This is a genomic window from Dysosmobacter sp. Phy, from assembly GCF_054476235.1.
Window position 1 is genome coordinate 2210334 of record NZ_CM136997.1, and the last position, 21922, is coordinate 2232255.

Consider the following 21922-nt stretch of genomic DNA (forward strand, 5'->3'; position numbering starts at 1 on the left):
CCCATGGAGCACCTCATTGAACTGAAGGACGTCTACAAGATCTACCAGATGGGCGAGGAGACGGTCCACGCCCTGGACGGCGTCAGCCTGACGGTGGATCCGGGGGAGTTCGTGGCCATCGTGGGCTCCTCCGGCTCCGGCAAGTCCACGGCCATGAACATCATCGGTTGCCTGGACGTGCCCACCTCCGGCACCTATCACCTGGGAGGCATCGACGTGTCCACTATGGAGGACGACCAGCAGGCGGAGGTCCGCAACAAGATGCTGGGTTTCATCTTCCAGCAGTACAACCTGATCCCCAAGCTCACGGTCCAGGAGAACGTGGAGCTGCCGCTGCTGTATGCCGGCGTCAGCGCAGAGGAGCGTCACCGCCGAGCGGTGCAGTCCCTGGAGCGGGTGGGCCTGGCCGACAAGCGGAAGAACCTGCCCAGCCAGCTCTCCGGCGGCCAGCAGCAGCGGGTGTCCATCGCCCGGGCCCTGGCGGGCAAGCCCTCGGTCATCCTGGCCGACGAGCCCACCGGCGCCCTGGACTCCCGCACCGGCCGGGAGGTGCTGCGGTTTTTGCAGCAGCTCAACCGGGAGGGGGACACGGTGGTCCTCATCACCCACGACAACTCCATCGCCGTCAAGGCCCGGCGGATCGTTCGCCTCCAGGACGGCAAGATCATCTATGACGGGGATGCGGGTGACCCCCAGGCTCTGGTCCAGCCCCATGAGTACGACGAGGAGACAGAGGAGGCGGGCCTATGAATTTCACACAGTCCTTCAAGCTGGCTCTCAATTCCCTGCGCACCAGCAAGATGCGGGCCTTCCTCACCATGCTGGGCATCATCATCGGCGTGGGCGCGGTCATTGTGATATTGTCCCTGGGCAACGGCATGACCAACATGATGAACGAGCAGTTCGAGACCCTGGGCGCCAACCTGGTGCAGGTGATGGTGTGGCCCCGGGGCGAGGGCGGCACCCGGGATGTGGACGCCGACGATCTGTACGATCTGGTGGAGCAGTACCCCCAGTACCTCACCGGCGTCTCGCCCTATGTCTCCGCCAGCGCCAAGGTGCGCAGCGGCACGGAGAGCTTTGACCGCACCAGCGTCTACGGCGTCAGCGAATCCTTCTTCAAAAGCGATACCCAAAAGACCATGCAGGGCGAGAGCCTGTCCAAGGGCCGCTTCCTGCGGTACATCGACGTGGAGCGGCATCAGAATGTCTGCGTGATCGGGTCCTATCTGGAGCTGGAGGCCTTCCGGGGCGACGCCCTGGGAAAGAGCCTGTCCATCGGCGGGATCCCCTATACGGTGGTGGGTGTGCTTTCGGAGAATGCCGACAACACCGAGGGCAGCGGCGACGACAAGGTCTATATCCCCTATGAGAACGCCAGCCGTCTCAGCGGAGGGTCCTATCAGGATATGTACCTGATGACCAGCACCAGCCGGGACACGGCCGCGGCCGCCAAGGGCATCATTGAAAACCGGCTGCAAAAGACCTACCAGTCCACGGACTACTATATGGTCATGACTTCCGCGGAGATGATGGACGCCATGAACACCATGATGAACACCATGATGATCGTGCTGGTGGCCATTGCCGCCATTTCCCTGCTGGTGGGCGGCATTGGTATCATGAACATCATGCTGGTGTCCGTCACGGAGCGGACCCGGGAAATCGGCATCCGCAAGTCCCTGGGCGCCAAACAGAGGGATATCCGCAGCCAGTTCGTCATCGAGGCCGGCACCACCTCCGCCGTGGGCGGCGTGCTGGGGATTCTCTTTGGAGTGGCTCTGGCCGCCGTGGCCACGGCTCTGGTGGGCGGATTGATGACCTCCGGTATGGGCGGCGCCACCTTTACCGCCGCGCCCAGCGCCGGGGACATTGCTATCAGCTTCGGTGTGTCCGTGGGTATCGGTATCCTGTTCGGTTACTTGCCCGCCAACAAGGCGGCAAAGCTCAACCCCATCGACGCCCTGCGCTACGAATAAGCGACCGGCCGCCCGTCCCTTTCGGGACGGGCGGCACTCATTTCAAAAATTTTTCCTTCCCCCCAAAACTTTTCGCCCCTTTGCCGCGTCTGTAAGGCAGAACGAAACAGAAAGGACCATGAACGTGACACGAGTATCGGAACAACAGCTGACCGGCTTTCTTGTGGAAAATCAGGCGCGGTTCTATCGTCTGGCTTACAGCTATCTCCAAGACAGGGAAGAGGCTCTGGACGCGGTACAGACCGCTGTCTGCAGGGCACTGGAACGACAGGAAAGCCTTCGGGAAGCAGACGCCATGCGCACCTGGTTTTACCGCATTTTGGTCAATGTGTGCATGGATGCTCTGCGAAGGCGGAAACTGGTGACTCTGGTGCCGCCGGAGGCGCTGGACACCGGCAGCTATGAAGATCCGCTGCCGGCGGACGGGGACCTTGCCAGACGGGTGGAGGCGCTGCCTCCGGAGGTGAGCACCATCGTGAAGCTGCGGTTTTACGAGGATCTGTCCCTCAAGGAGATCAGTGCCGTCACCGGCTGCAACCTCAGCACGGTCAAGACACGGCTGTACACTGGCCTGAAGAAATTACGGGTATCAATGGAAGGAGTAAATGAAGCATGAAAGAGTTTGATAAGGCAAGAGAGAACTATGAGTCCACGCCCATCCCCGAGGAGCTGAACGATCGCGTCCAGGCGGGCATCCGACAGGGCCGGGAAGCCCATCGCCGCGCATCCCGCCGGCCGCTGGTCCGCACACTGGGTACCTGCGCCGCATGCCTTGCGGTGCTGGTGGGTGCGCTGAACATCTCCCCCACCTTCGCAGCGGCAGCGTCCGATGTGCCGGTGCTGGGCGGACTGTTCCAGGTACTGACGGTCCGCAGCTATGATACGGTCCGGGACAGCATCGACTATGATGTCTCTGTTCCCGAGGTGGAGGCCGACAGCGCTGTGGCCGACCGGATCAACGCCGAGATCCAGGAGCGCGTGGATGCCCACATGGAGAAGGCCCAGCAGGACTGGGAGGATTATCAGGAGGCGTTCTTCGCCACCGGCGGCACCGAGGAGCAGTTGGGCGACCGGAAGATGGACGTGATCGTCGACTACGAGATCAAGAGCCAGACCGATACCACTGTGTCCTTTGTGGTGGACTTCGGTGAGGGCTGGGTCGCCGCCAACCAGCAGCGGTTCTGCTACAACCTGGATCTGGAGAATGACCGGGACATCACTTTGGAGGACCTGCTGGGTGAAAACTGGGTGGAGATCTGCAATGACGCCGTGAAGGCCGGCATGGCCGCTCAGATCGAGGCGGACGGCTTCGACTACTTCTTCCCGGCGGAGCAGGGCGGCTTCACCACGGTGGATGAGACCACCAGCTTCTATATCAACGAAAACGGCGACCCCGTTCTGGTGTTCCCGGAGTACTCCATCGCCGCCGGCGTAGCCGGGATCCTGGAGTTCCCCGTTGAGCAGTAAAATGAAATAAAGAAATCCTCTCTTCAAAACACCAAGGCCCCGTCCAAACAGGGACGGGGCCTTGGTGTTGTCTTTTGGGTACGGTGGCCGCTCACATGTCGAACACACCCATAATCACGATGCCGATGACGACCAGCAGGATCATGGCGTAGTGCTTCCAGGACAGCTTCTCCTTCAGGAACAGCCGGCTCCACAGCACGGAGGCGGCGCAGTAGGCGGAGATGATGGGGGCGGACATGGCCAGGTGCTCGGTGTCCGCGATGGCATAGATGTAGGCAAACTGGCCGGCGGTCTCGAAGATGGCGCCGGTGTACTTGGGGGCCTCCATCTTCGGGATCAGCTTATCCTTCTTGATGAGGACCACATACATGAAGCACAAAATACCTGCCAGCAGGAAGGTCAGCTCATAGGCCACGTTGGCGCTGTCCTCGTTGAGGGTCTCCAGCACCCGGTTATCGGCAAAGGTGCCGGCGGCGTCCAGCAGGCAGTAGGCCACCGGCAGGGCCAGGGCCAGAAAGCTCTTGGCGTACTTATAGTTGCCGGCTTCCTGCCGCTGGGCCCGCAGAGTCTCGTCCTCGCAGGCGTCCACAACGCCCAGGCCGATGGCGCCCACGCACACCAGCGCCACGGCGAACAGCGCCAGGGGGGAGTAGTCCTCGCCGCCCACGAACAGCAGCGTCAGCACCGCCACCAGGGCGCCGGAGGAGTTGCAGATGGGGGAGGAGATGGACAGCTCGATGTACCGCAGGCCCAGATACCCCAGGGTCATGGAGCCGATGTACAGCAGGGACACCGGCAGGTAGGTCAGCAGGATGGAGAGGCTGATCTCCGTGCCGCCCACAAAGATCTCGAAAGCGGCATGCAGGCCCATGACCACACCCACGGCCATGACCATTTTCAAATGGCTGTACTTGTCAGATGCGTCCCGGCAGCCGATCTTGGAAAACAGGTCGGAGCCGCTCCAGCACAGCAGGGCAATGATAGAAAGCCAAAACCACATAATTCAAATTCTCCCAAAACAAACAGATTTTTGATTTATTCCGGCAGGCGGGTCAGTCCCGCTTCCACCAGCTTCTGCAGGCTCATGAGGATGCCGAGCTTCGCGTGATACCAGGTGAGCCCGCCCTGGAAATACACGGCGTAGGGGGGACGGATGGGGCCGTCGGCGGAGAGTTCAATGGAGCTGCCCTGGACAAAGGCGCCCGCCGCCATGATGACGTCGGAGTCATAGCCGGGCATGGCCCAGGGCTCCGGGGTCACGTAGCTGTCCACCGGCGCCGCTGCCTGAATGCCCTTGCAGAAGGCCACCATGGCCTCGGCGTTGCCCAGAGTCACCGCCTGAATGATATCGTGGCGGCTCTCCGTGGCATTGGGGACACAGGGATAGCCCAGCTTTTCATAGATGTTGGCGGCGAAGATGGCGCCCTTGAGGGCGCCGGACACCACTGTGGGCGCCAGGAACAATCCCTGGTAGAGGGCGGGCATCAGCCCCAGGTTGGCGCCCACCTCCTGCCCAAGGCCCGGGGCGGAGAGCCGGTAGGCGCACCGCTCCACGCACTCCTTGGTGCCGCAGATGTAGCCGCCGATGGGGGCCAGGCCGCCGCCGGGATTCTTGATGAGGCTGCCCACCACCATGTCGGCTCCCAGGTCCGAGGGCTCGTTCATCTCCACGAACTCGCCGTAGCAGTTGTCCACCATGACCTTCACGCCCGGCTTCACGCTCTTGCAGAAGGCGATCAGTTCCCCGATCTGAGCCACGGAGAAGGAGGGGCGGGTGGCGTAGCCCTTGGAGCGCTGGATGGTGATGAGCTTGGTGCGCTCGTTGATCTTTTGGCGGATGGCGTCGTAGTCGAAGGTGCCGTCGGCCTTCAGGTCCGCCTGGGCGTAGGTGACGCCGTACTCCTTCAGGGAGCACTTGCTCTCCCGGATGCCGATGACCTCCTCCAGCGTGTCGTAGGGGGCGCCCACGGGGGAGAGCAGCTCGTCTCCCGGCAGGAGGTTGGCGGAAAGAGCCACGGTCAGCGCATGGGTGCCGCAGGTGATCTGGGGCCGCACCAGGGCCGCCTCGGTGTGGAACACGTCCGCGTAGACCCGCTCCAGATTGTCCCGGCCGTCGTCGTTGTAGCCGTAGCCGGTGGTGGCGGCGAAATGGGTGGCGTTGACCCGGTTTTTCTGCATGGCGGCGATGACCTTGCCCTGGTTGTACTCCGCCACGGCGTCGATGCCGTCGAACCGCTGCCGCAGCTCCCGCAGCACCGCTTCGCCGTATTCATACACAGCCCGGCTGATGCCCAGCTGTTCATACATCTTTTCAAGTTCCATCAGTCTCGTCCTTCTCTCCCAGAATTTTGTCCGCCAGATCGTGGAGGACCTCCGGCTTGGTGACCACCAGGCCGCTTTTTTCATTGCCCAGGATCAGCAGTGTGTCCCCCGGCGAAATGCCGAAAAACCGCCGCGCCTCCTGGGGAATGACGATCTGTCCCCGGTCGCCCACCTTGGCGGTGCCAAAGACACGGTTTTTGCCCATCCCCAGCATGTGCTTGCCGCCAGGCATGGAACCACCCCTTTCGAAAATCATATTTTTCATACAAGTGTGAATCATAGCACAACCGGGAGAACTTGGCAAGAAAAACTTTGCGTGCTTTCGCTCTTGTTGGGCGGAGATGGATTTGTTAGAATAAAGGACGATTTTGAGTTTGCGGATGGGGGCGAGACCATGACCAAGGAAGAGGCCCTGAAAACCTATTACGGCTACGACGCCTTCCGGGAGGGACAGGAGCACGTTGTGGATGCGCTGTTCTCCGGCCGGGACGCCCTGGCCATCATGCCCACCGGAGCGGGGAAGTCCGTGTGCTACCAGATCCCGGCGCTGCTGCTGCCGGGGATCACCCTGGTGATCTCGCCCCTGGTGTCGCTGATGGCGGACCAGGTGACGGCTCTGGTGCAGATGGGCGTCCCGGCGGCGTACCTCAACAGCACGCTGACCTACCGCCAGTATCTGCTGGCCCTGGAGCGGGCCCGGGCGGGGCGGTACAAGATCATCTATGTGGCGCCGGAGCGGCTGGAAAACGAGGGGTTCCTGGCGTTCGTCCGCCAGGCGGAGGTCTCCCTGGTGGCGGTGGACGAGGCCCACTGCATCTCCCAGTGGGGCCAGGACTTCCGGCCGTCCTATCTGAAGATCCCGGACTTTGTGGACGCTCTGCCCCACCGGCCGCCGGTGGGGGCCTTCACCGCCACCGCCACGCCCCGGGTGCGCGACGACATCCGCCGTCTGCTGCGGCTGCAGACCCCGGCGGAAACGGTCACCGGCTTTGACCGGAAGAACCTCTTCTTCGAGGTCCAGCGGCCGGAGCGGAAGGACCGGGCCCTCTTGGAGCTGGTGAAGAGCCGCCCCGGCAAGGCAGGCATCGTCTACTGCGCCACCCGCCGGGCGGTGGAGGAGACCTGCGAGCTGCTGCAGAGCCGGGGCGTGGCCGCCACCCGCTACCACGCGGGGCTGGACATGGAGGAGCGCCGCCGGAACCAGGAGGACTTCCTCTACGACCGAGCGGCGGTGATGGTGGCCACCAACGCCTTCGGCATGGGCATCGACAAGTCCGACGTGCGGTATGTCATCCACTACAACATGCCCCGGGACCTGGAGAGCTACTATCAGGAGGCGGGCCGGGCCGGCCGGGACGGCGCCCCCGCCAGCTGCATCCTGCTCTTCTCCCGGCGGGACGTGCAGATCCAGGAGTATCTGATCGACAACAGCGAGGCCCGGGAGGAACTGGACGCCGGGACAGCGGAGCAGCTGCGGCGGCGGGAGCTGGAGCGGCTGCGGATCATGACCGGTTACTGCGCCACCCGCCGGTGCCTGCGGCGGTACATCCTCTCCTATTTCGGGGAGACGGCTCCGGAGGAGTGCGGCACCTGCGCCAACTGCCTGCGGTCCCACCAGGACATCGAGGTGGGCCGGGAGGCCAGGATCATCCTGGGCTGCATCCACCGCACCGGCGGCCACTTCGGCGCCGCCGTCATCGCTGGGACCCTCTGCGGCGCGGACACGGAGAAGGTCCGCAAATATCACATGGACCGGGAGCCGGACTATGGCGCCCTGGGGAGATTGACCCAGGGAGAGGTCCGGGAGCGGATGGAATTCTTGCTGGACGAGGGATATCTCACGGTCAGCACCGGCCCCTATCCGGTGCTGGAGCTGACGGACCGGGGCCTGGAGGCCCTGGGAGACCAGCGGGAGCTGTGGATGCGGACCTTCCGCTCCGACCGCTCGGCCCCGGCGCGGCAGGCCTCCTCCGGGGAGCTGGAGGGCGAGGCGGCGGAGCTGTTTGCCCGCCTGCGGGCCCTGCGGGCCAAAACGGCCCGGATCCGGGGCGTGCCGGCCTATGTGGTGTTCTCCGACAAGACGCTGCGGGAGATGGCCCTGACCCGCCCCGGTTCCATGGAGGAGCTGCTGGACGTGGGCGGCGTGGGCGAGGAAAAGGCCCGGCGCTACGGCCGGGCCTTCCTGGCGGAGATCGCCGCCTTTACGGAGGGAGCGTGAGACGCTCCCTCCGCCTGTTTACAGCACCTGATAGACGGTGGTGCTCCCCTTTGCCACCTTGTAGGGGGCGAAGCGGTCCGGGTGCGTTTTGACATGGCGGGCAAGCTGCTTGGCAAGGGTCATTTTCTCGCTGCGGGACAGGCACGGCCACTCATCCGGCAGCAGGGAGGAGACGATGAAGGTCTCGCCGTGCTGCCTGCGGTCCAGATTTTGCAGCATGGTGGCGACCAGCGTGGCCAAAGGCGGGGCGCCGCTCTGCCGGCCGGCCTGGAGCATCACGCAGTAGTGCTGAAAGGCCGACGGCGTAAAGCCCAGTTCCTGGGCCATCTGACAGACATCGCTGAATTCGTTGGGGGTGTAGTTGGAATAGAGCCGCATGGAAACCGCCTCCCTGTGAGTTTGTTTCTAAAGTAGGTGCTACTGTGATAGTATAGCACCTACTTTAGATATGTCAAGAACGGATTTTCGCGATAGGAGATGGGACCAAGCGCACATCTGTGGGTTGACAGAGGCCCTGTTCCGGGATAAAATGTTACTGTAAGCAAATATGTGTCCGGTAGGTAAGGCTACCGCAGGGATACGGATCGCTGCCGCAAAGGGATGGAGACATCCCGCGCTGGTTTGAACAGGGCTTGTCGAACAACAAGGCATGACCTAACGCGATTTCACCGCCCGGCGGAGTTGAAGCTTGAACGGTGACGATGGCTCTTTTGCGCGCCCCCACCGTTCGGGGGCGCGTTTTTTGCGGATTTCTTTCAAAAAAGTGAGGTGAATGGAATGGATGCCGGCAGTCGATGGCCAGACACACGCGTCTGGAAAAAGCAGCCCTGTGCTGCTGACGGAGCTCTCGCGGGCATCCGTCCTGCCTAGGCGCGCGTCCGGCCTCCCTGTCACGAACGGAGCTTCGGCTCCCCGATCAAACAGGAGGTGCGAACGATGCTGATGAGAAAGAATGATATGCTGTACCTGAACGCTCCGGAGGACGCCGTGGCCGCCGTCATGTGGATCGATCCCCCGGTGCTCTCTCCCCGGTGCCGGGTCAACGAGGCCATTGAGCGGATCCGGCAGGTGGGCCTGCCCGACGCCGGGCTCAACAGCTGCTTTGTGGTGTCGGAGGAGGGCGTCCTGCTGGGCCTGGTGGGCCTGCGGACGCTGCTGCTGACCCGGGGCGGCGTGCGGTTGGAGACGGTGATGACCCACCCCTTCGCCACCCTCCAGCCGGAGGACGACCGGGAGGTGGCCGCCCAGCTGATGGAGCGGTACGACCTGCCGGAGCTGCCGGTGGTGGATGCCGGCAACCATCTGGTGGGGGTCGTCACCGCCGCGGATGCCATGACGGTGCTCCAGGCGGAGGCCACGGAGGACATGGAGGTCATGGCCGCCATGACCCCCTCGGAGGAGCCGTATTTTGAAAGCTCCATTTTCCGCCTGTTCCGCAGCCGGGTGGTGTGGCTGATGCTGCTGATGCTCTCCGCCACCGTCACCGGCGGCATCATCTCCCACTTTGAGGATGCCCTGGCCGCCCAGGTGGTCCTGACGGCCTTCATCCCCATGCTGATGGACACCGGCGGCAACTGCGGCAGCCAGTCCTCCGTCATGGTGATCCGGGGACTGTCCCTGGGTGAGATCCACTTTTCCGACTGGGGCCGGGTCCTGTGGCGGGAGATCCGGGTCAGCGGCCTGTGCGCCGCGGCTTTGGCGGCGGTGAACTTCTTCCGCCTGATCCTGCTCTCCGGCGTGAATTTCAGCGTGGCAGCCACCGTCAGCCTGACCCTGATCGCCACGGTGGTGCTGTCCGACCTGGTGGGCGGGCTGCTGCCCCTGGGGGCCAAGCGGCTGGGCTTCGACCCGGCGGTCATGGCCAGCCCCCTGATCACCACCATCGTGGATGCGCTGTCCCTGCTGATCTACTTCCAGATGGCCAGCTGGCTGCTGGCGCTGTAAACGGGCGTCCCGGGAATACGAAAAAAGCCCCGCTGCAATCCGCAGCGGGGCTTTTGCCATGTGTTCAGTTCAGGAAATCCTTCCGCTTCTTGGAGCGGCTGGGGTGGCGCGTCGCCGTCGCGGACTCCGCATCCCTCGCTTCTGCCGGCGGCAAAAGCGCTCTCGCTCCGTCGCTCCGGCTCTCCCCGCGGGACCCGCTGAGCTGGGCTCCCGCGGGGACCCTAAAACTGCGCCCCAAGGGAGCTGCGTCCGGAAAAGCTGTTTAGTTCAAAAAGTCCTTCAGCTTCTTGCTGCGGCTGGGGTGGCGCAGTTTGCGCAGGGCCTTGGCCTCGATCTGGCGGATGCGCTCCCGGGTGACGTTGAACTCCTTGCCCACTTCCTCCAGGGTGCGGGTCCGGCCGTCCTCGATGCCGAAGCGCAGCTTGAGGACCTTCTCCTCCCGGGGGGTCAGGGTGGACAGCACGTCCATCAGCTGCTCCTTGAGCAGCGTGAAGCTGGCGGCCTCGCTGGGCTCGCTGGCGCCCTCGTCGGGGATGAAGTCGCCCAGGTGGCTGTCCTCCTCCTCGCCGATGGGGGTCTCCAGGGAGACGGGCTCCTGGGCGATCTTCAGGATCTCCCGGACCTTCTCCACCGGCATGCCCATCTCGGCGCTGATCTCGTTGGGGGAGGGATCGTGGCCCAGCTCCTGGAGCAGCTGGCGGCTGACCCGGATGACCTTGTTGATGGTCTCCACCATGTGGACGGGGATGCGGATGGTCCGGGCCTGGTCGGCGATGGCCCGGGTGATGGCCTGCCGGATCCACCAGGTGGCGTAGGTGGAGAACTTGTAGCCCTTGGTGTAGTCGAACTTTTCAACGGCCTTGATGAGTCCTAAGTTGCCCTCCTGGATCAGGTCCAGGAACAGCATGCCCCGGCCTACATACCGCTTGGCGATGGACACCACCAGACGGAGGTTGGCCTCGGCCAGCTTCTGCTTGGCGGCCTCGCCCTTCTTCTCCGCCTTCTTCCAGGCGGCGATCTCCTCGTCGGTGTAAGGCACCGGCTCCCCGGCGTCCTTCAGACGGCGGATCTCGTGGAGGCGGCGCTCGGCCTCGTTGCCCTCGCCCATGACCTGGGCCAGGGCGATCTCCTCATCGGGGGAGAGCAGGGGCACCTTACCGATCTCCTTGAGGTACATGCGGACGGGATCGTCGATGGAGAAGTTGTTGACCAGGGTGTTGGGGTCCACCAGCTCCTCTTCCTCCACGTCGGCGATCTCCTCGGCGGGGGGCTCGTCGTCGGGCAGGTCCGTCAGCAGCGGCTCGTCGGCGCTGATGTCGATGTTCAGCGCCTCCAGGGAGTCGTACAGCTGGTCCATCTGCTCGCCTTCCAGGTTCAGGTCGTCCACGGCGTCCATGAGCTCGGCGGACTCCAGCTTACCCTTCTTCTTGCTCCGGGCCAGCAGCTCCCGCAGCTTTTCGTTGCCCATGAGCCAGCCGGCGGCGGGCAGCGCCGCCACCTGCTTGTCGTCCAGCCGCAGGATGCCGGCCTTTTTGGCCTCCTCGTCCGTCAGCAGGCGGGGAGCCTCCGGCTCCTCGGCGGCCTTTTTCTTGGCGGACTTTTTCCCGGACTTGGCAGCCGGCCCCCCGTCCGCTTTTGAACTCTCCGCGGCCTCCTCGGCGGCGGCCAGCAGAGCGTCCGCCTGCTGCTCCAGCTCCTCGGGGGTGAATTCCTGTTTCTTAGCCATGCTGCTTTCCTCCATTACCCTTTTTGTCTTTGTATTTTTCCGTGGCCGCCAGAAGGGGGTCCACGTCGTCTCCGCCGGAGCGCTTGCGCCACTCCGACTGAATGATGCGTATGTAGTCCGCCAGTGCCTGCGCGGCGTTGGATAGGGACTCCGGCCGCTCCGTCACGTCGATGAGGTGACTGATTTCCTCCTGAGAGAAGAACTCCGCCAGCAGGGGGATCGAGGGATCCCGTCCCACCCGGCGCTGGTTCCAGAGCTGCGTGAACGCCCTGCCCAGCAGGGGGGAGGAGAACTGCTCCTCCGTCAGGGGCGGCGCGTCCGGAAAGACGGTGGCGTCCTTGACCAGAAGCCGCAGCACGCCCTCCTCGGCCCGGGCGGAGCGGACGTTGTCGTAGCGCAGGGTCCGCTCCCGGGGCTGGAGCGAGGCCGCCGGGTTCAGTTCCCGCCGCAGCTCCGCCCGCTTTTCCTGCCGGGTCCGTAGGCGGAAGGCACGCTGGACCTCCAGCTTCATGGCCTCCGGGGTGATCTTGGCGGCCTCCGCCGCCCGGCCGGTGTAGATCTCCCGCTCCACGGCGTTTTCCAGGGTGGACAGCAGGCGGCTGATCTCCTCGCAGTAGGCCACCCGGCCCTCGTCGTTGGTCAGGTCGTGCTTGGCGGCCACCTGGGCCATGCGGAACTCGATGCCGTTCTCGCTGCCGCTGAGCAGCCGCTCAAAGGCGTCGGGGCCCTGGAACTTGATGAAGTCGTCGGCGTCCTGCTTGACATACTCCCCGTCCACCAGGCGCTTTGGCAGCTGGAGGACCTTCACGGAGAAGTCGGAGTTGTTCAGGATCTGGAGCGCCCGCTCCGTGGCGATCTTGCCGGCGTTGTCGTTGTCGTAACAGAGGACCAGCTCCTTGGTGAAGCGGGAGAGGAGCCGGGTCTGCTCCACGGTCAGCGCCGTGCCCATGGAGGCCACGGCGTTGTCGAACCCCGCCTGGTGCAGCGTCACGATGTCCAGGTTGCCCTCACAGAGGATGATATTGGGCCGCTTGGTCTTTTTTGCCAAGTTCAGCCCGTACAGCACCCGCCGCTTGGAATAGACCGGCGTCTCCGACGAGTTCATGTACTTGGGTTCGGACTTGTCCAGCACCCGGCTGCCAAAGGCCACCACGTCGCCCCGGGTGTCCACCACCGGCAGCATCAGCCGGTTTCGGAACTTGTCGTACAGGCGGCCGTTCTTGTTCTGGACCACCAGCCCCGCGTCCAGCAGTTCCCGTTTGGAGTAGCCCCGGCGGGTCATCTCTGTCAGCAGGGTGTCCCAGCTGTCCGGGGAGGCGCCCATGCCGAACTTCACGGCGGTGGACTTTTTGATCTGCCGCCGCTCCAGGTACGCCCGCACCGCCGCGCCCTCCGGCTGCTGGAGCAGCTGGTAGTAGAAGCGGGCGGCGTCCCGGTTGAGGTCCAGCAGCCGCTGGCGGCGGCGTCCGGCCTCCCGGTCGCCTTCCTCCTCCGGCACCTCCAGCCCGGCCCGCTTGGCCAGGAACCGCACGGCGTCTGGGAAGGACAGGTTCTCCTCCTCCATGATGAAGTTGATGACGCCCCCGCCCCGCTTGCAGCCGAAGCAGTAGTAGATCTGCTTGTCCGGCGAGACGGAGAAGGAGCCGGTCTTTTCACTGTGGAAGGGGCAAAGGCCGAAGAGATTGGCGCCCTTGCGCTGGAGCTGGACATAGCTGCCCACCACGTCCACGATGTCGCTGCGGGCGAGCAATTCGTCCAGAAAAGCCTGGGGAAACGCCATCTTCCGTCCTTCCTTTCGCTCAGTTTTGCCGGTTTTCCCCCGGGCCATACCGGGAGAAACGCGGCGCGCTCGAAACGAGACAATTTAGATATACCCCGCCGCTGCCGCATTTCCTCTTTTTTTCTCAAATTTTTTTCAAAAAGTTTTTTCGGTGTGCCTTTACATACCGGGAGGGCATGCGTAAAATGAAGAAAAAACGCCGGGCGCGGAAACTGGCCCGGCAGGGAGGAGGCGCGGATTATGCCCATCGAGCTTTGGGCCGCCCGGTTGGAGCGGCACCTGACGGCAGAGGAGGATGCGGCCATGCTGGCCCTGCTGCCGCCGGAGCGGCGGGAGCGGCTGGAGCGGCTGCGGCAGCCGGAAAAGCGGCGGGAGCCCCTGTGCGCCTACCTGATCCTGTGCCGGGCCCTGTGGGAGCAGTACCGCTGGCGGACCCTGCCGCCCATCCGGACCACCTCTCTGGGCAAGCCCTATTTTCCGGATCACCCGGATGTCCACTTCAACCTCAGCCACACCGCCGGAGCGGTGCTGGTGGCCCTGTCGGACCGGCCCGTAGGGGTGGATATCGAGCGTATCCGGCCGGTGAGCCCCCGGACCATGCGGCGCCTGGCGGACGTCCAGACCGAGCGGGCCTTTTTCGAGAGCTGGGTCCGGCGGGAGGCCCGCTCCAAGCGCAGCGGCGCCGGCGTTGGAACCATGCTGACGGCGGAGGAGCCTCTCCAGCGGGGGGAGCAGTTCTACGAGCTGGATACCTTTCCCGGCTATGCGGCGGGAGTGTCCACCCGGGGCGGAGGGCCGCCGTCACCCCTGCGGCGCTATACCCTGGACGAGATCACCTGAGCGGAAAGAAATAACAGGCGGCGGGGCATTCGCCCTGCCGCCTGTTCCGTTGCCGCTTGGGTCTACACGATCTTGCGAAGGAGACGGGGCTGAGCCGCGTCCTTCTGTTCCGAGAAGTAACGGATGATGTCCTTTCGGGTCACGATGCCGGTGAAATTGCCCAGATCGTCCACCACCGGGATGAAGTTCTGCTGCATGGCGCTGTTGACCAGCTCCTCCATGGTGACGGTGATGCGGACGGGGGGATACGCGTCACGGTTCAGAATATCCCGGATCCGCAGGTCCTCCAGCTCCTTCATGGAGAGGGGGCGGCGGGTGTCCTCCTGAGAGAGCAGCCGCCAGAGGAAATCCCCCTCGCTGACGGTGCCTGCGTACTGCCCCTCCCGGGTGATGACGGGAATGGCGGTATAGCCGTGGTAGCGCATCTTCTCCAGGCCCTGGCGGAAGGTGTAGTCATCGTACAGGTAAGCGACGGTGCTTTTGGGGAGCAGAAAATAGGCAATGTTCACTTCGCTGCTTCCTTTCTGGGGCGGCGCGCCGCCCGTAATGGGCCCCTCCGGCCTTTCTATTATATAGTATACAGGACCCGGCGGGGAATTGGTGAATAATCTATGAAATCTGCCGGAAGTGAGGCTTTACATTTGCGGAAGGGACTGGTATCATGAGGGCGTGATATATGCAACAACAAGGAGGCGGTCACTGTGCTGACCCGGCAGGAGCTGGAGAAGAACCCGCTGTTTCAGGACATCACCTATGAGAGCTATCTGCAGATGCTGACCTGTTTCCAGGCGGTGCAGAAAAGCTACCGGCCCGACGAGGTGCTCTACGATTTCACCGATCCCCGCAGCAACTCTGTGGGCATTCTGGAGCGGGGCACGGCCGCGCTGATCCGCATCGACGAGGAGGGCGTCACCACCGTGCTGGAGGAGCTGGGGCCCGGCGGCGTGTTTGGCCGGAGCCTGGCGTTTTCCGGCTCCCGGCGGGACAGCCTGGAGGTGGTGGCCCGGACGCCCTGCGATGTGGCCTACATCGACTATCCCCACATCCTCAGGCGGTGCGAGAACGCCTGCGCCCACCACAGCATGCTGGTGCAGAACATGCTGCGGCTGATCTCCGAGAAGGCCCAGAGCCTCAGCGAGCGGGTGGACGTGCTCTCCCGCCGGTCCATCCGGGAAAAGCTGCTGTGCTACTTCCGCCAGCTGTCGGAAAAGGCCGGCGGAGACACCTTCACGCTGCCCTTTTCCCTCAGCACCCTGGCCGACTACATCGCCACGGACCGCAGCGCCATGATGCGGGAGCTCAAGCGGCTGCGGGAGGAGGGCCTGCTCCGCTCCGACGGACGGCGCTTCACGCTGCTGGTATGACGGAGAGATCCTTTGCAAAAGTACCAAAAAGCCCGGGGGATTTCCCGGAAAATCTCTGGAAAACGCATTGACTGCGTATCCTGTATATGTTAAAATGTAAACAATGTGCCGCTGGACAAGCGGCGGCAGATGCGGAAAAATTCGAGGATTCGGGAAAGAAGGAAGGATATGTATCGCATCGTAAGAAAAGAGGCTCTCCGCCCCACCGTCACCCTCTATGAGATCGAGGCGCCGCTGGTGGCCAAGAAGGCCCAGCCCGGTCAGTTCATCATCCTGCGGGTGGACGAGAACGGAGAGCGTATCCCCATTACGATCAACGCCTATGACCCTGAGAAGGGCACCGTCACCATCATCGTCCAGACCGTGGGTGCCACCACCGAGAAGCTCAGCCACATGAAGGAGGGCGACTTCCTCCAGGACTTCGTGGGTCCCCTGGGCAAGGCCACCGAGACCGAGGGCAAGAAGAAGGTCTGCGTGGTGGGCGGCGGCGTCGGCTGCGCCATCGCGTACCCTGTGCTGAAGAAGTTCCACGACTCCGGCGCCGAGGTCCACGCGGTCATCGGCTTCAAGAACAAGGACCTGGTGATCCTGGAGGATCAGTTCCGTGCCGCCAGCAGCGTGCTGAAGATCTGCACCGACGACGGTTCCTACGGCCAGAAGGGCCTGGTCACCGACGCCCTGAAGGAGCTGATCGATGCCGGCAACCAGTATGACGAGGTGTTCGCCATCGGCCCCATGGTCATGATGAAGTTCGTCTCCAAGACCACCGAGCCCTACGGCATCCCCACCACCGTCTCCATGAGTCCCATCATGATCGACGGCACCGGCATGTGCGGCGGCTGCCGCCTGAGCGTGGGCGGCGAGATGAAGTTCGCCTGCGTGGACGGCCCCGACTTCGACGGCCACAAGGTGGACTGGGATCTGGCGGTCAAGCGCAACCAGATGTACCGGGAGTTTGAGGCCCACAAGTACGAGGAGACCTGCAACCTGTTCAAGAAGGAGGCCGAATAACCATGGCCAATATGTCTTTGACGAAGAACCCCATGCCCTCTCAGGACCCCGAGGTCCGCAACAAGAACTTCAGCGAGGTGGCTCTGGGTTATACCGAGGAGCAGGCTCTGGACGAGGCCCAGCGCTGCCTGCACTGCAAGAACAAGCCCTGCATGACCGGCTGCCCGGTCATGGTACATATCCCCGAATTCATCGCCGAGGTGGCCAAGGGCAACTTTGAGGAGGCCTATCAGATCATCTCCGCCACCTCTGCCCTGCCCGCCGTGTGCGGCCGCGTCTGCCCCCAGGAGAGCCAGTGCGAGAAGTACTGCGTCCGGGGCAAGAAGGGCGAGCCCGTGGCCATCGGCCGTCTGGAGCGGTTCGTGGCCGACTGGCACAATGCCCACGCCACCGCCGCCCCCGAAAAGCCCGCCTCCAACGGCCACCGCGTGGCTGTGGTGGGCTCCGGCCCTGCGGGCCTGACCTGCGCCGGCGACCTGGCCCGCAAGGGCTACGAGGTCACGGTGTTCGAGGCCCTGCACCTGGCTGGCGGCGTGCTGGTCTACGGTATCCCCGAGTTCCGTCTGCCCAAGTCCATCGTTCAGAAGGAAGTGGACGGCCTGAAGGCCATGGGCGTCACCATCGCCACCGACACCGTGGTGGGCCGCACCATCACCATCGACGAGCTGATGGAGGAGCAGGGCTTCGAGGCTGTGTTCATCGGCTCCGGCGCAGGCCTGCCCATGTTCATGAACATCCCCGGTGTGAACTACCGCGGCGTCTACTCCGCCAACGAGTTCCTGACCCGTATCAACCTGATGAAGGCCTATCTGCCCGACTCCGACACCCCCATCATCCACCCCAAGCGGGTGGCCGTTGTGGGCGGCGGCAACGTGGCCATGGACGCCGCTCGCTGCGCCAAGCGCCTGGGCGCCGAGGTCTACATCGTCTACCGCCGCGGCATGGAGGAGCTCCCCGCCCGTAAGGAAGAGGTGGAGCACGCTGAAGAAGAGGGCATCATCTTCAAGACCCTCAACAACCCCGTGGAGATCTTCGCCGACGAGAACGACAACGTCAACAAGATCCGCTGCATCCGGATGGAGCTGGGTGAGCCCGACGCCTCCGGCCGCCGCCGTCCCATCGAGGTCCCCGGCAGCGAGTTCGACATCGACGTGGACTGCGTGATCATGGCTCTGGGCACCAGCCCCAACCCCCTGATCAAGTCCACCACCAAGGGCCTGGAGATCAACAAGAAGGGCGGCATCGTGGTCAACGAGGACGGCCTGACCTCCAGAGACAGCGTCTACGCCGGCGGCGACGCCGTCACCGGCGCTGCCACCGTCATCCTGGCCATGGGCGCCGGCAAGACCGCCGCCAAGGCCATCGACGAGCAGCTCAGCGCCAAATAAGCAACTGGACAGAGAAAGCAGACGGCACAGCCGTCTGCTTTCTTTTCATTCCTGTAAAATTTGGCCGATCCGCCTTGACAGGGACGAGGGGGTGCCTTATCATCGAATTATCCTATTTTGTGTTGGAAGGAGAAGGATCATGGCTTATTGCAGAAAATGCGGTGCGCAGATCAGCGATTATGCGTCGGTTTGCCCCGAGTGCGGCGCCGCCCAGAACAGTGCCCCGGATACGCCGCCCGTGGTGGACAACGGCGGTTTTCTGTGGGGACTTCTGGGCTGCTGCATCCCCATCGTGGGCCTGATTTTGTTCCTGGTGTGGAAGGACACCAAGCCCCGCACCGCCAAGGCGGCGGGCATCGGCGCCCTGGTGTGCGTGATCGCCTATGTGCTGCTGTACGTGGTGGCGGCTGTGGCGGGTGTCGGCTCGGCCTTGTTGTATGCCTCTTATTAAGCTGCGGCGCTGGCTGTGGCGGTGGCTGCCGGTCATCTTCGGCTGCCACTGCCGGCCGGACCGCTCTTTTCATTTCCGGGACGGCACGCCCTTTCCCATCTGTGCCCGGTGCACCGGGGAGCTGGGAGGTATCTTGACGGCGGCCGCCACTTATTGGCTCGGCCACCCCACGGCTGCGGTGGCCGCTGTGCTGCTGATCCCCATGCTGGCGGACGGCTTTGCCCAGCTGTGCACGCCCTATGAGAGCGGCAATTACCGGCGGCTGGTGACGGGGCTCCTCTTCGGCTACGGGCTGACGGTGCTGCTGCTTCTCTCCCTGGGCTGGACCTACCGGTGGGGCTTTGCCTTCGGGCTGCGCCTGCTGGGAAGGTAGCGGGAACCTTTTCACAGAAAATGCGCCGATCCATTTGAAAGGGAGGCGTTTTTGTGAGACGGGGACTGTGGGCGCTGGCCGCGCTGCTGTTGCTGACGGCTGCCTGCGCCGCCCCTGCGGAGCAGGGGCCGGAGGAAGCGCGGACGGTGTCGGAGGAAGCTGCGGAGTCCCCCGCGGGCCAGGACCGGGCCATTGTGGCTTATGAACGGATCATAGAGTCTTTCGGCGGCGGGACGTACCCGGCGGAGTTCGGGGACGCCTACCTGGAGGACAATTATCTCTGGGTCTGCCTGACGGACGGCTCGGAGCAGATGCAGGAGAAGTACCTGGCCCTGTCGGGCGATCCGGAGATCCTGCGGTTCCGGAAAGTGGACTACGGCTGTAACGACCTGCGGGCCCTCCAGGACGCCATCGTGGACACGCCGGAGATCGTCTTTGCCAGCGTGGGCGTGAATGTGGCGGAGAACCGGGTGGACGTGGGCATCCCGGACCTGGAGCAGGAGGAACGGACCATGGAGCGGATCCGGGTGCATCTGCCGCCGGAACTGGCGGAGCGGTTTCCCGAGGAATTGCCCGTGGAGATCTCCCAGGAGGATTTTGCGACCGTTTCCTGATAAACAGACGTCCCCCGGCGGACTTTCCGCCGGGGGACGCTTTGCGCTTACAGGTTCACCACCGTTACATCGTGGCCGGTGGCGGGCAGGAACTTGTGGAGCACGTCGGACGTTTTCAGCTTCAGACTGCTGGTGCAGATGCAGGGGTGGCAGGAAAACCACTCCGCCTCGTAGACCTCCCGCTCCATCAGGAGGCGCACCCGGTGGTCCGTGTCGTTCATGAGGCCCAGCACCGTGGCAGAGCCGGGGGTGCAGTGCAGCAGCTCCCACAGCTCCTCCTCCGGGGCGAAGGAGAGCCGGGCGGAGCCGATCTGGTGGCTGAGGTCCTTGGTGTGAAAGGGCTTGTCGGGACCCATAGCCAGAAGATAGAACTGGGTTTTCTGCCGGTTGCAGAGGAAGAGATTCTTGCAGATGGGCATACCCAGAACCTCGCTGACGGCGGCGCACTTTTCCATGTTGTCGGCGGGCTCGCTGGAGACCCGGTCGTAGTCGATGCCAAGGCGCTCCAGAGCGTCGAAGGCGGCGGCCTCCTGGGGCAGCAGCTCCCCCTCGGGCCGGGTGTTGTGGTACAGCTGTGAGATCTCCATGTCTTTATTTGTCTCCTTCCAGCAGCTTTTCCCCGGCCCGATAGATGTCCCCGGCGCCCACGGTCAGCACCAGGTCCCCGGGCCGGACCACTTTCCGCAGCTCCGCCGCCGTCTTGTCCAGGGTGGAGCAGTACACGGAGCCGGGAATTTCCCGGCACAGGTCGGCGGAGGAGATGCCCAGGGTGTTCTGCTCCCGGGCGGCAAAGATCTCCGCCACGATGGCTACGTCCGCCAGCTTCAGCTCCTCCACGAACCGGTCGAAGAGCTTGGCGGTGCGGGAGTAGGTGTGGGGCTGGAAGGCCACCACCAGCCGCTTGTACTGGGACAGCTCCCGGCAGGTGGACAGCAGGGCGTGGAGCTCGTCAGGGTGGTGGGCGTAGTCGTCGTAAATGTCGGCTCCGTTCCAGGTGCCCTTGAACTCGAACCGCCGTCCGGCGCCGGTGAAGGCGGCCAGACCCGCCTCCACGGCGCTGCCGGGCAGGCCCAGCACATACGCGGAGGCCGCCGCGGCCAGGGCGTTGAGGACGTTGTGGTGCCCGTGGACCCGCAGGGCGGCGTGGGCGTAAGTCTTGCCGCGGATCACGATGTCGAAGGCCGGGAAGCCGTCCTCCTCCCGGAGGTTCACGGCGGTGCAGTCCGCCGGATGGTCCAGGCCGAAGGTCAGCAGGCGGCGGTCCAGGCCCGCCACGGACTCCATGGCGGAGGCGTTGTCAGCGTTGACCACCACGGCTCCGGCGGCGGGCACCAGCTCCGCGAAGGAGCGGAAGGAGTGCTGGATGTCCTGAAGGTCCTTGAAGAAGTCCAGGTGGTCCTCCTCCACGTTCAAGATCACGGCCACGGTGGGGTAGAAGCTCAGGAAGCTGTTGCAGTACTCGCAGGACTCCAGGATGATGGTGTCCCCCTGGCCCACCCGGTACCCGGCCCCCAGCAGCGGCAGCGTGCCGCCGATCATGACGGTGGGGTCCTGCTCCGCAGCCATGAAGATGTGGGTGCACATGGAGGAGGTGGTGGTCTTGCCGTGGGTGCCCGCCACGCACAGCGCGTTGGGGTAGCGGCGCATGATGGCGCCCCAGGCCTGGGCCCGCTCGTAGACGGGGATCTTCCGGGCGATGGCCCCGGCGATCTCGGGGTTGCCGTCGTGGACGGCGGCGGTGCGGACCACGAAGTCGCAGTCCCCCAGGTTCTCGGCGCTGTGGCCGATGGACACGGGGATGCCCAGGGACCGCAGGTGCTGTACCGTGTCGCTCTCGGTCATGTCGGAGCCCTGGACCTCCAGGCCCATGCCCTTGAGCACCTCCGCCAGGGGGCACATGGAGACGCCGCCGATGCCAACCAGATGGGCCCGCTTACCGGGGACGATGTAGTCCCGGATGGGATGCGCATTGTTCATCATGGAAAAACTCCTTACTGTCCGCGGCGCGCCGGGCGCGTTGCAAACATGAAAAAATCATTGTATAATCGAAGAAAACCGGGCCGTAGGGGCAAAAAATGCAGTGCCCGGTCCGAACACATTATTATAGTACGGAGACTGCGGAAATGCAACCCGCAAAAAGGGCTGGGTACGGTTGGCGCAGATGCCGGCCTGGCGGATAGGGAGGCGGTCAGATGGCGGAAGCTGTGGTCGTGGTTTTGCTGGCGGTGGCTGTATACCTTTTCGCGTCGCTGACCATTGCTTTTATCCGCGCGCTGTTTTCTGACAGGAAACAGCGGAAAGAGAACTTTAAACGCACATTTTACACGTTTTACCTGGAGATATTGAACCCCTTTAACTGGTTCTGAAGAGGACCCTGCTTTCGCGGAGGAGCGGCGGGCACTCCGGCGCCCATCAAAGCCTGAGAGAAAGAGAGGCGGTGCGGAC

The 21922-nt window shown here is 63.9% G+C and carries 23 protein-coding genes and 1 riboswitch; of the genes, 14 read left to right on the plus strand and 9 right to left on the minus strand.

The features are described 5' to 3' along the window. Window positions 1–3 precede the first annotated feature (3 nt). From ACVDHE_RS10880 to ACVDHE_RS10895, 4 genes are all read left to right on the plus strand, one after another. Entirely contained in the window at window positions 4–750 is a 747-nt protein-coding gene (locus ACVDHE_RS10880) for an ABC transporter ATP-binding protein (RefSeq protein ID WP_213038114.1), read from the plus strand. After that, window positions 747–1979, plus strand: coding sequence for an ABC transporter permease (locus ACVDHE_RS10885; RefSeq protein ID WP_325226386.1), 1233 nt, complete (start codon window positions 747–749; stop codon window positions 1977–1979). Before ACVDHE_RS10880 ends, ACVDHE_RS10885 begins: the two co-directional genes overlap by 4 nt. A gap of 118 nt (window positions 1980–2097) precedes the next feature. Further along, the gene (locus tag ACVDHE_RS10890) at window positions 2098–2595 is read left to right on the plus strand and encodes an RNA polymerase sigma factor (protein WP_213038116.1); all 498 of its coding nucleotides are present in this window, start codon (window positions 2098–2100) and stop codon (window positions 2593–2595) included. Beyond that, window positions 2592–3446 carry a DUF3298 domain-containing protein gene (locus ACVDHE_RS10895; protein ID WP_458884583.1) on the plus strand — a complete coding sequence of 285 codons (855 nt, stop codon included), beginning with the start codon at window positions 2592–2594 and terminating at the stop codon, window positions 3444–3446. Before ACVDHE_RS10890 ends, ACVDHE_RS10895 begins: the two co-directional genes overlap by 4 nt. A gap of 91 nt (window positions 3447–3537) precedes the next feature. On the opposite strand, the gene ACVDHE_RS10900 is transcribed toward ACVDHE_RS10895, so the two are convergent. From ACVDHE_RS10900 to ACVDHE_RS10910, 3 genes are read right to left on the minus strand one after another with little or no spacing between them, the layout of a single operon-like run. Next, entirely contained in the window at window positions 3538–4446 is a 909-nt protein-coding gene (locus tag ACVDHE_RS10900) for an EamA family transporter (RefSeq protein WP_213038118.1), read from the minus strand. A 35-nt stretch (window positions 4447–4481) separates the two neighbouring features. Further along, window positions 4482–5768 (minus strand): methionine gamma-lyase family protein, encoded by a 1287-nt coding sequence (locus tag ACVDHE_RS10905; RefSeq protein WP_458884584.1) that lies wholly within the window; start codon window positions 5766–5768, stop codon window positions 4482–4484. Then, a complete protein-coding gene (locus ACVDHE_RS10910) occupies window positions 5758–6033 on the minus strand; it encodes an AbrB/MazE/SpoVT family DNA-binding domain-containing protein (protein WP_213038120.1) in 276 nt (91 codons plus the stop codon). The genes ACVDHE_RS10905 and ACVDHE_RS10910 overlap by 11 nt, the downstream gene beginning before the upstream one ends. Window positions 6034–6162: 129 nt before the next feature. Here ACVDHE_RS10910 and recQ point away from each other — a divergent pair, with 129 nt between their 5' ends. Beyond that, window positions 6163–7986, plus strand: a complete 1824-nt coding sequence (gene recQ, locus ACVDHE_RS10915) for a DNA helicase RecQ (RefSeq protein WP_458884585.1) — start codon at window positions 6163–6165, stop codon at window positions 7984–7986. A gap of 18 nt (window positions 7987–8004) precedes the next feature. On the opposite strand, the gene ACVDHE_RS10920 is transcribed toward recQ, so the two are convergent. Further along, the gene (locus ACVDHE_RS10920) at window positions 8005–8364 is read right to left on the minus strand and encodes a hypothetical protein (RefSeq protein ID WP_213038122.1); all 360 of its coding nucleotides are present in this window, start codon (window positions 8362–8364) and stop codon (window positions 8005–8007) included. A 167-nt stretch (window positions 8365–8531) separates the two neighbouring features. Further along, a riboswitch (M-box (ykoK) riboswitch) is annotated at window positions 8532–8690 on the plus strand. Window positions 8691–8922: 232 nt separating this feature from the next. Between ACVDHE_RS10920 and mgtE the strand changes: the two genes are divergently transcribed. After that, the gene (gene mgtE / locus ACVDHE_RS10925) at window positions 8923–9930 is read left to right on the plus strand and encodes a magnesium transporter (RefSeq protein WP_418724737.1); all 1008 of its coding nucleotides are present in this window, start codon (window positions 8923–8925) and stop codon (window positions 9928–9930) included. A 262-nt stretch (window positions 9931–10192) separates the two neighbouring features. Here the strand turns inward: mgtE and rpoD are convergent, their stop codons facing one another. Further along, complete coding sequence (gene rpoD / locus ACVDHE_RS10930) at window positions 10193–11398, minus strand: RNA polymerase sigma factor RpoD (protein WP_458886175.1); 1206 nt, start codon at window positions 11396–11398, stop codon at window positions 10193–10195. Between the two features lie 250 nt (window positions 11399–11648). Next, entirely contained in the window at window positions 11649–13436 is a 1788-nt protein-coding gene (gene dnaG, locus ACVDHE_RS10935; RefSeq protein ID WP_458884586.1) for a DNA primase, read from the minus strand. 240 nt (window positions 13437–13676) lie between these two features. Here dnaG and ACVDHE_RS10940 point away from each other — a divergent pair, with 240 nt between their 5' ends. Next, window positions 13677–14276 (plus strand): 4'-phosphopantetheinyl transferase family protein, encoded by a 600-nt coding sequence (locus ACVDHE_RS10940; protein WP_458884587.1) that lies wholly within the window; start codon window positions 13677–13679, stop codon window positions 14274–14276. 62 nt (window positions 14277–14338) lie between these two features. Here the strand turns inward: ACVDHE_RS10940 and ACVDHE_RS10945 are convergent, their stop codons facing one another. Next, complete coding sequence (locus ACVDHE_RS10945; protein WP_213038126.1) at window positions 14339–14785, minus strand: CBS domain-containing protein; 447 nt, start codon at window positions 14783–14785, stop codon at window positions 14339–14341. Between the two features lie 192 nt (window positions 14786–14977). Here ACVDHE_RS10945 and ACVDHE_RS10950 point away from each other — a divergent pair, with 192 nt between their 5' ends. The 6 genes from ACVDHE_RS10950 to ACVDHE_RS10975 all read left to right on the plus strand — a co-directional run bounded on the left by ACVDHE_RS10950 (window position 14978) and on the right by ACVDHE_RS10975 (window position 19477). Continuing rightward, a complete protein-coding gene (locus ACVDHE_RS10950) occupies window positions 14978–15640 on the plus strand; it encodes a Crp/Fnr family transcriptional regulator (protein ID WP_458884588.1) in 663 nt (220 codons plus the stop codon). Window positions 15641–15808: 168 nt separating this feature from the next. Continuing rightward, window positions 15809–16651, plus strand: a complete 843-nt coding sequence (locus ACVDHE_RS10955) for a sulfide/dihydroorotate dehydrogenase-like FAD/NAD-binding protein (protein WP_213038128.1) — start codon at window positions 15809–15811, stop codon at window positions 16649–16651. A 2-nt stretch (window positions 16652–16653) separates the two neighbouring features. Further along, on the plus strand, window positions 16654–18039 hold the full coding sequence (gene gltA, locus ACVDHE_RS10960; RefSeq protein ID WP_418724741.1) for an NADPH-dependent glutamate synthase: 1386 nt from the start codon (window positions 16654–16656) through the stop codon (window positions 18037–18039). Window positions 18040–18178: 139 nt separating this feature from the next. Then, complete coding sequence (locus ACVDHE_RS10965; RefSeq protein ID WP_213038130.1) at window positions 18179–18490, plus strand: zinc-ribbon domain-containing protein; 312 nt, start codon at window positions 18179–18181, stop codon at window positions 18488–18490. Then, complete coding sequence (locus ACVDHE_RS10970) at window positions 18477–18863, plus strand: DUF2085 domain-containing protein (RefSeq protein WP_458884589.1); 387 nt, start codon at window positions 18477–18479, stop codon at window positions 18861–18863. Before ACVDHE_RS10965 ends, ACVDHE_RS10970 begins: the two co-directional genes overlap by 14 nt. 53 nt (window positions 18864–18916) lie before the next feature. Then, window positions 18917–19477, plus strand: coding sequence for a hypothetical protein (locus ACVDHE_RS10975; RefSeq protein WP_458884590.1), 561 nt, complete (start codon window positions 18917–18919; stop codon window positions 19475–19477). Window positions 19478–19524: 47 nt separating this feature from the next. Here ACVDHE_RS10975 and ACVDHE_RS10980 read toward each other — a convergent pair whose 3' ends face one another. Together ACVDHE_RS10980 and murC are read right to left on the minus strand one after the other, a co-directional pair. Next, window positions 19525–20064 carry a prolyl-tRNA synthetase associated domain-containing protein gene (locus ACVDHE_RS10980; protein ID WP_458884591.1) on the minus strand — a complete coding sequence of 180 codons (540 nt, stop codon included), beginning with the start codon at window positions 20062–20064 and terminating at the stop codon, window positions 19525–19527. Window positions 20065–20068: 4 nt separating this feature from the next. Next, on the minus strand, window positions 20069–21457 hold the full coding sequence (murC, locus tag ACVDHE_RS10985) for a UDP-N-acetylmuramate--L-alanine ligase (RefSeq protein WP_458884592.1): 1389 nt from the start codon (window positions 21455–21457) through the stop codon (window positions 20069–20071). Window positions 21458–21669: 212 nt separating this feature from the next. On the opposite strand from murC, the gene ACVDHE_RS10990 reads away from it, so the two are divergent. Further along, window positions 21670–21843: a hypothetical protein gene (locus ACVDHE_RS10990; RefSeq protein WP_458884593.1), complete on the plus strand. Its 174-nt coding sequence runs from the start codon at window positions 21670–21672 to the stop codon at window positions 21841–21843. The last annotated feature ends 79 nt before the right edge of the window (window positions 21844–21922 follow it).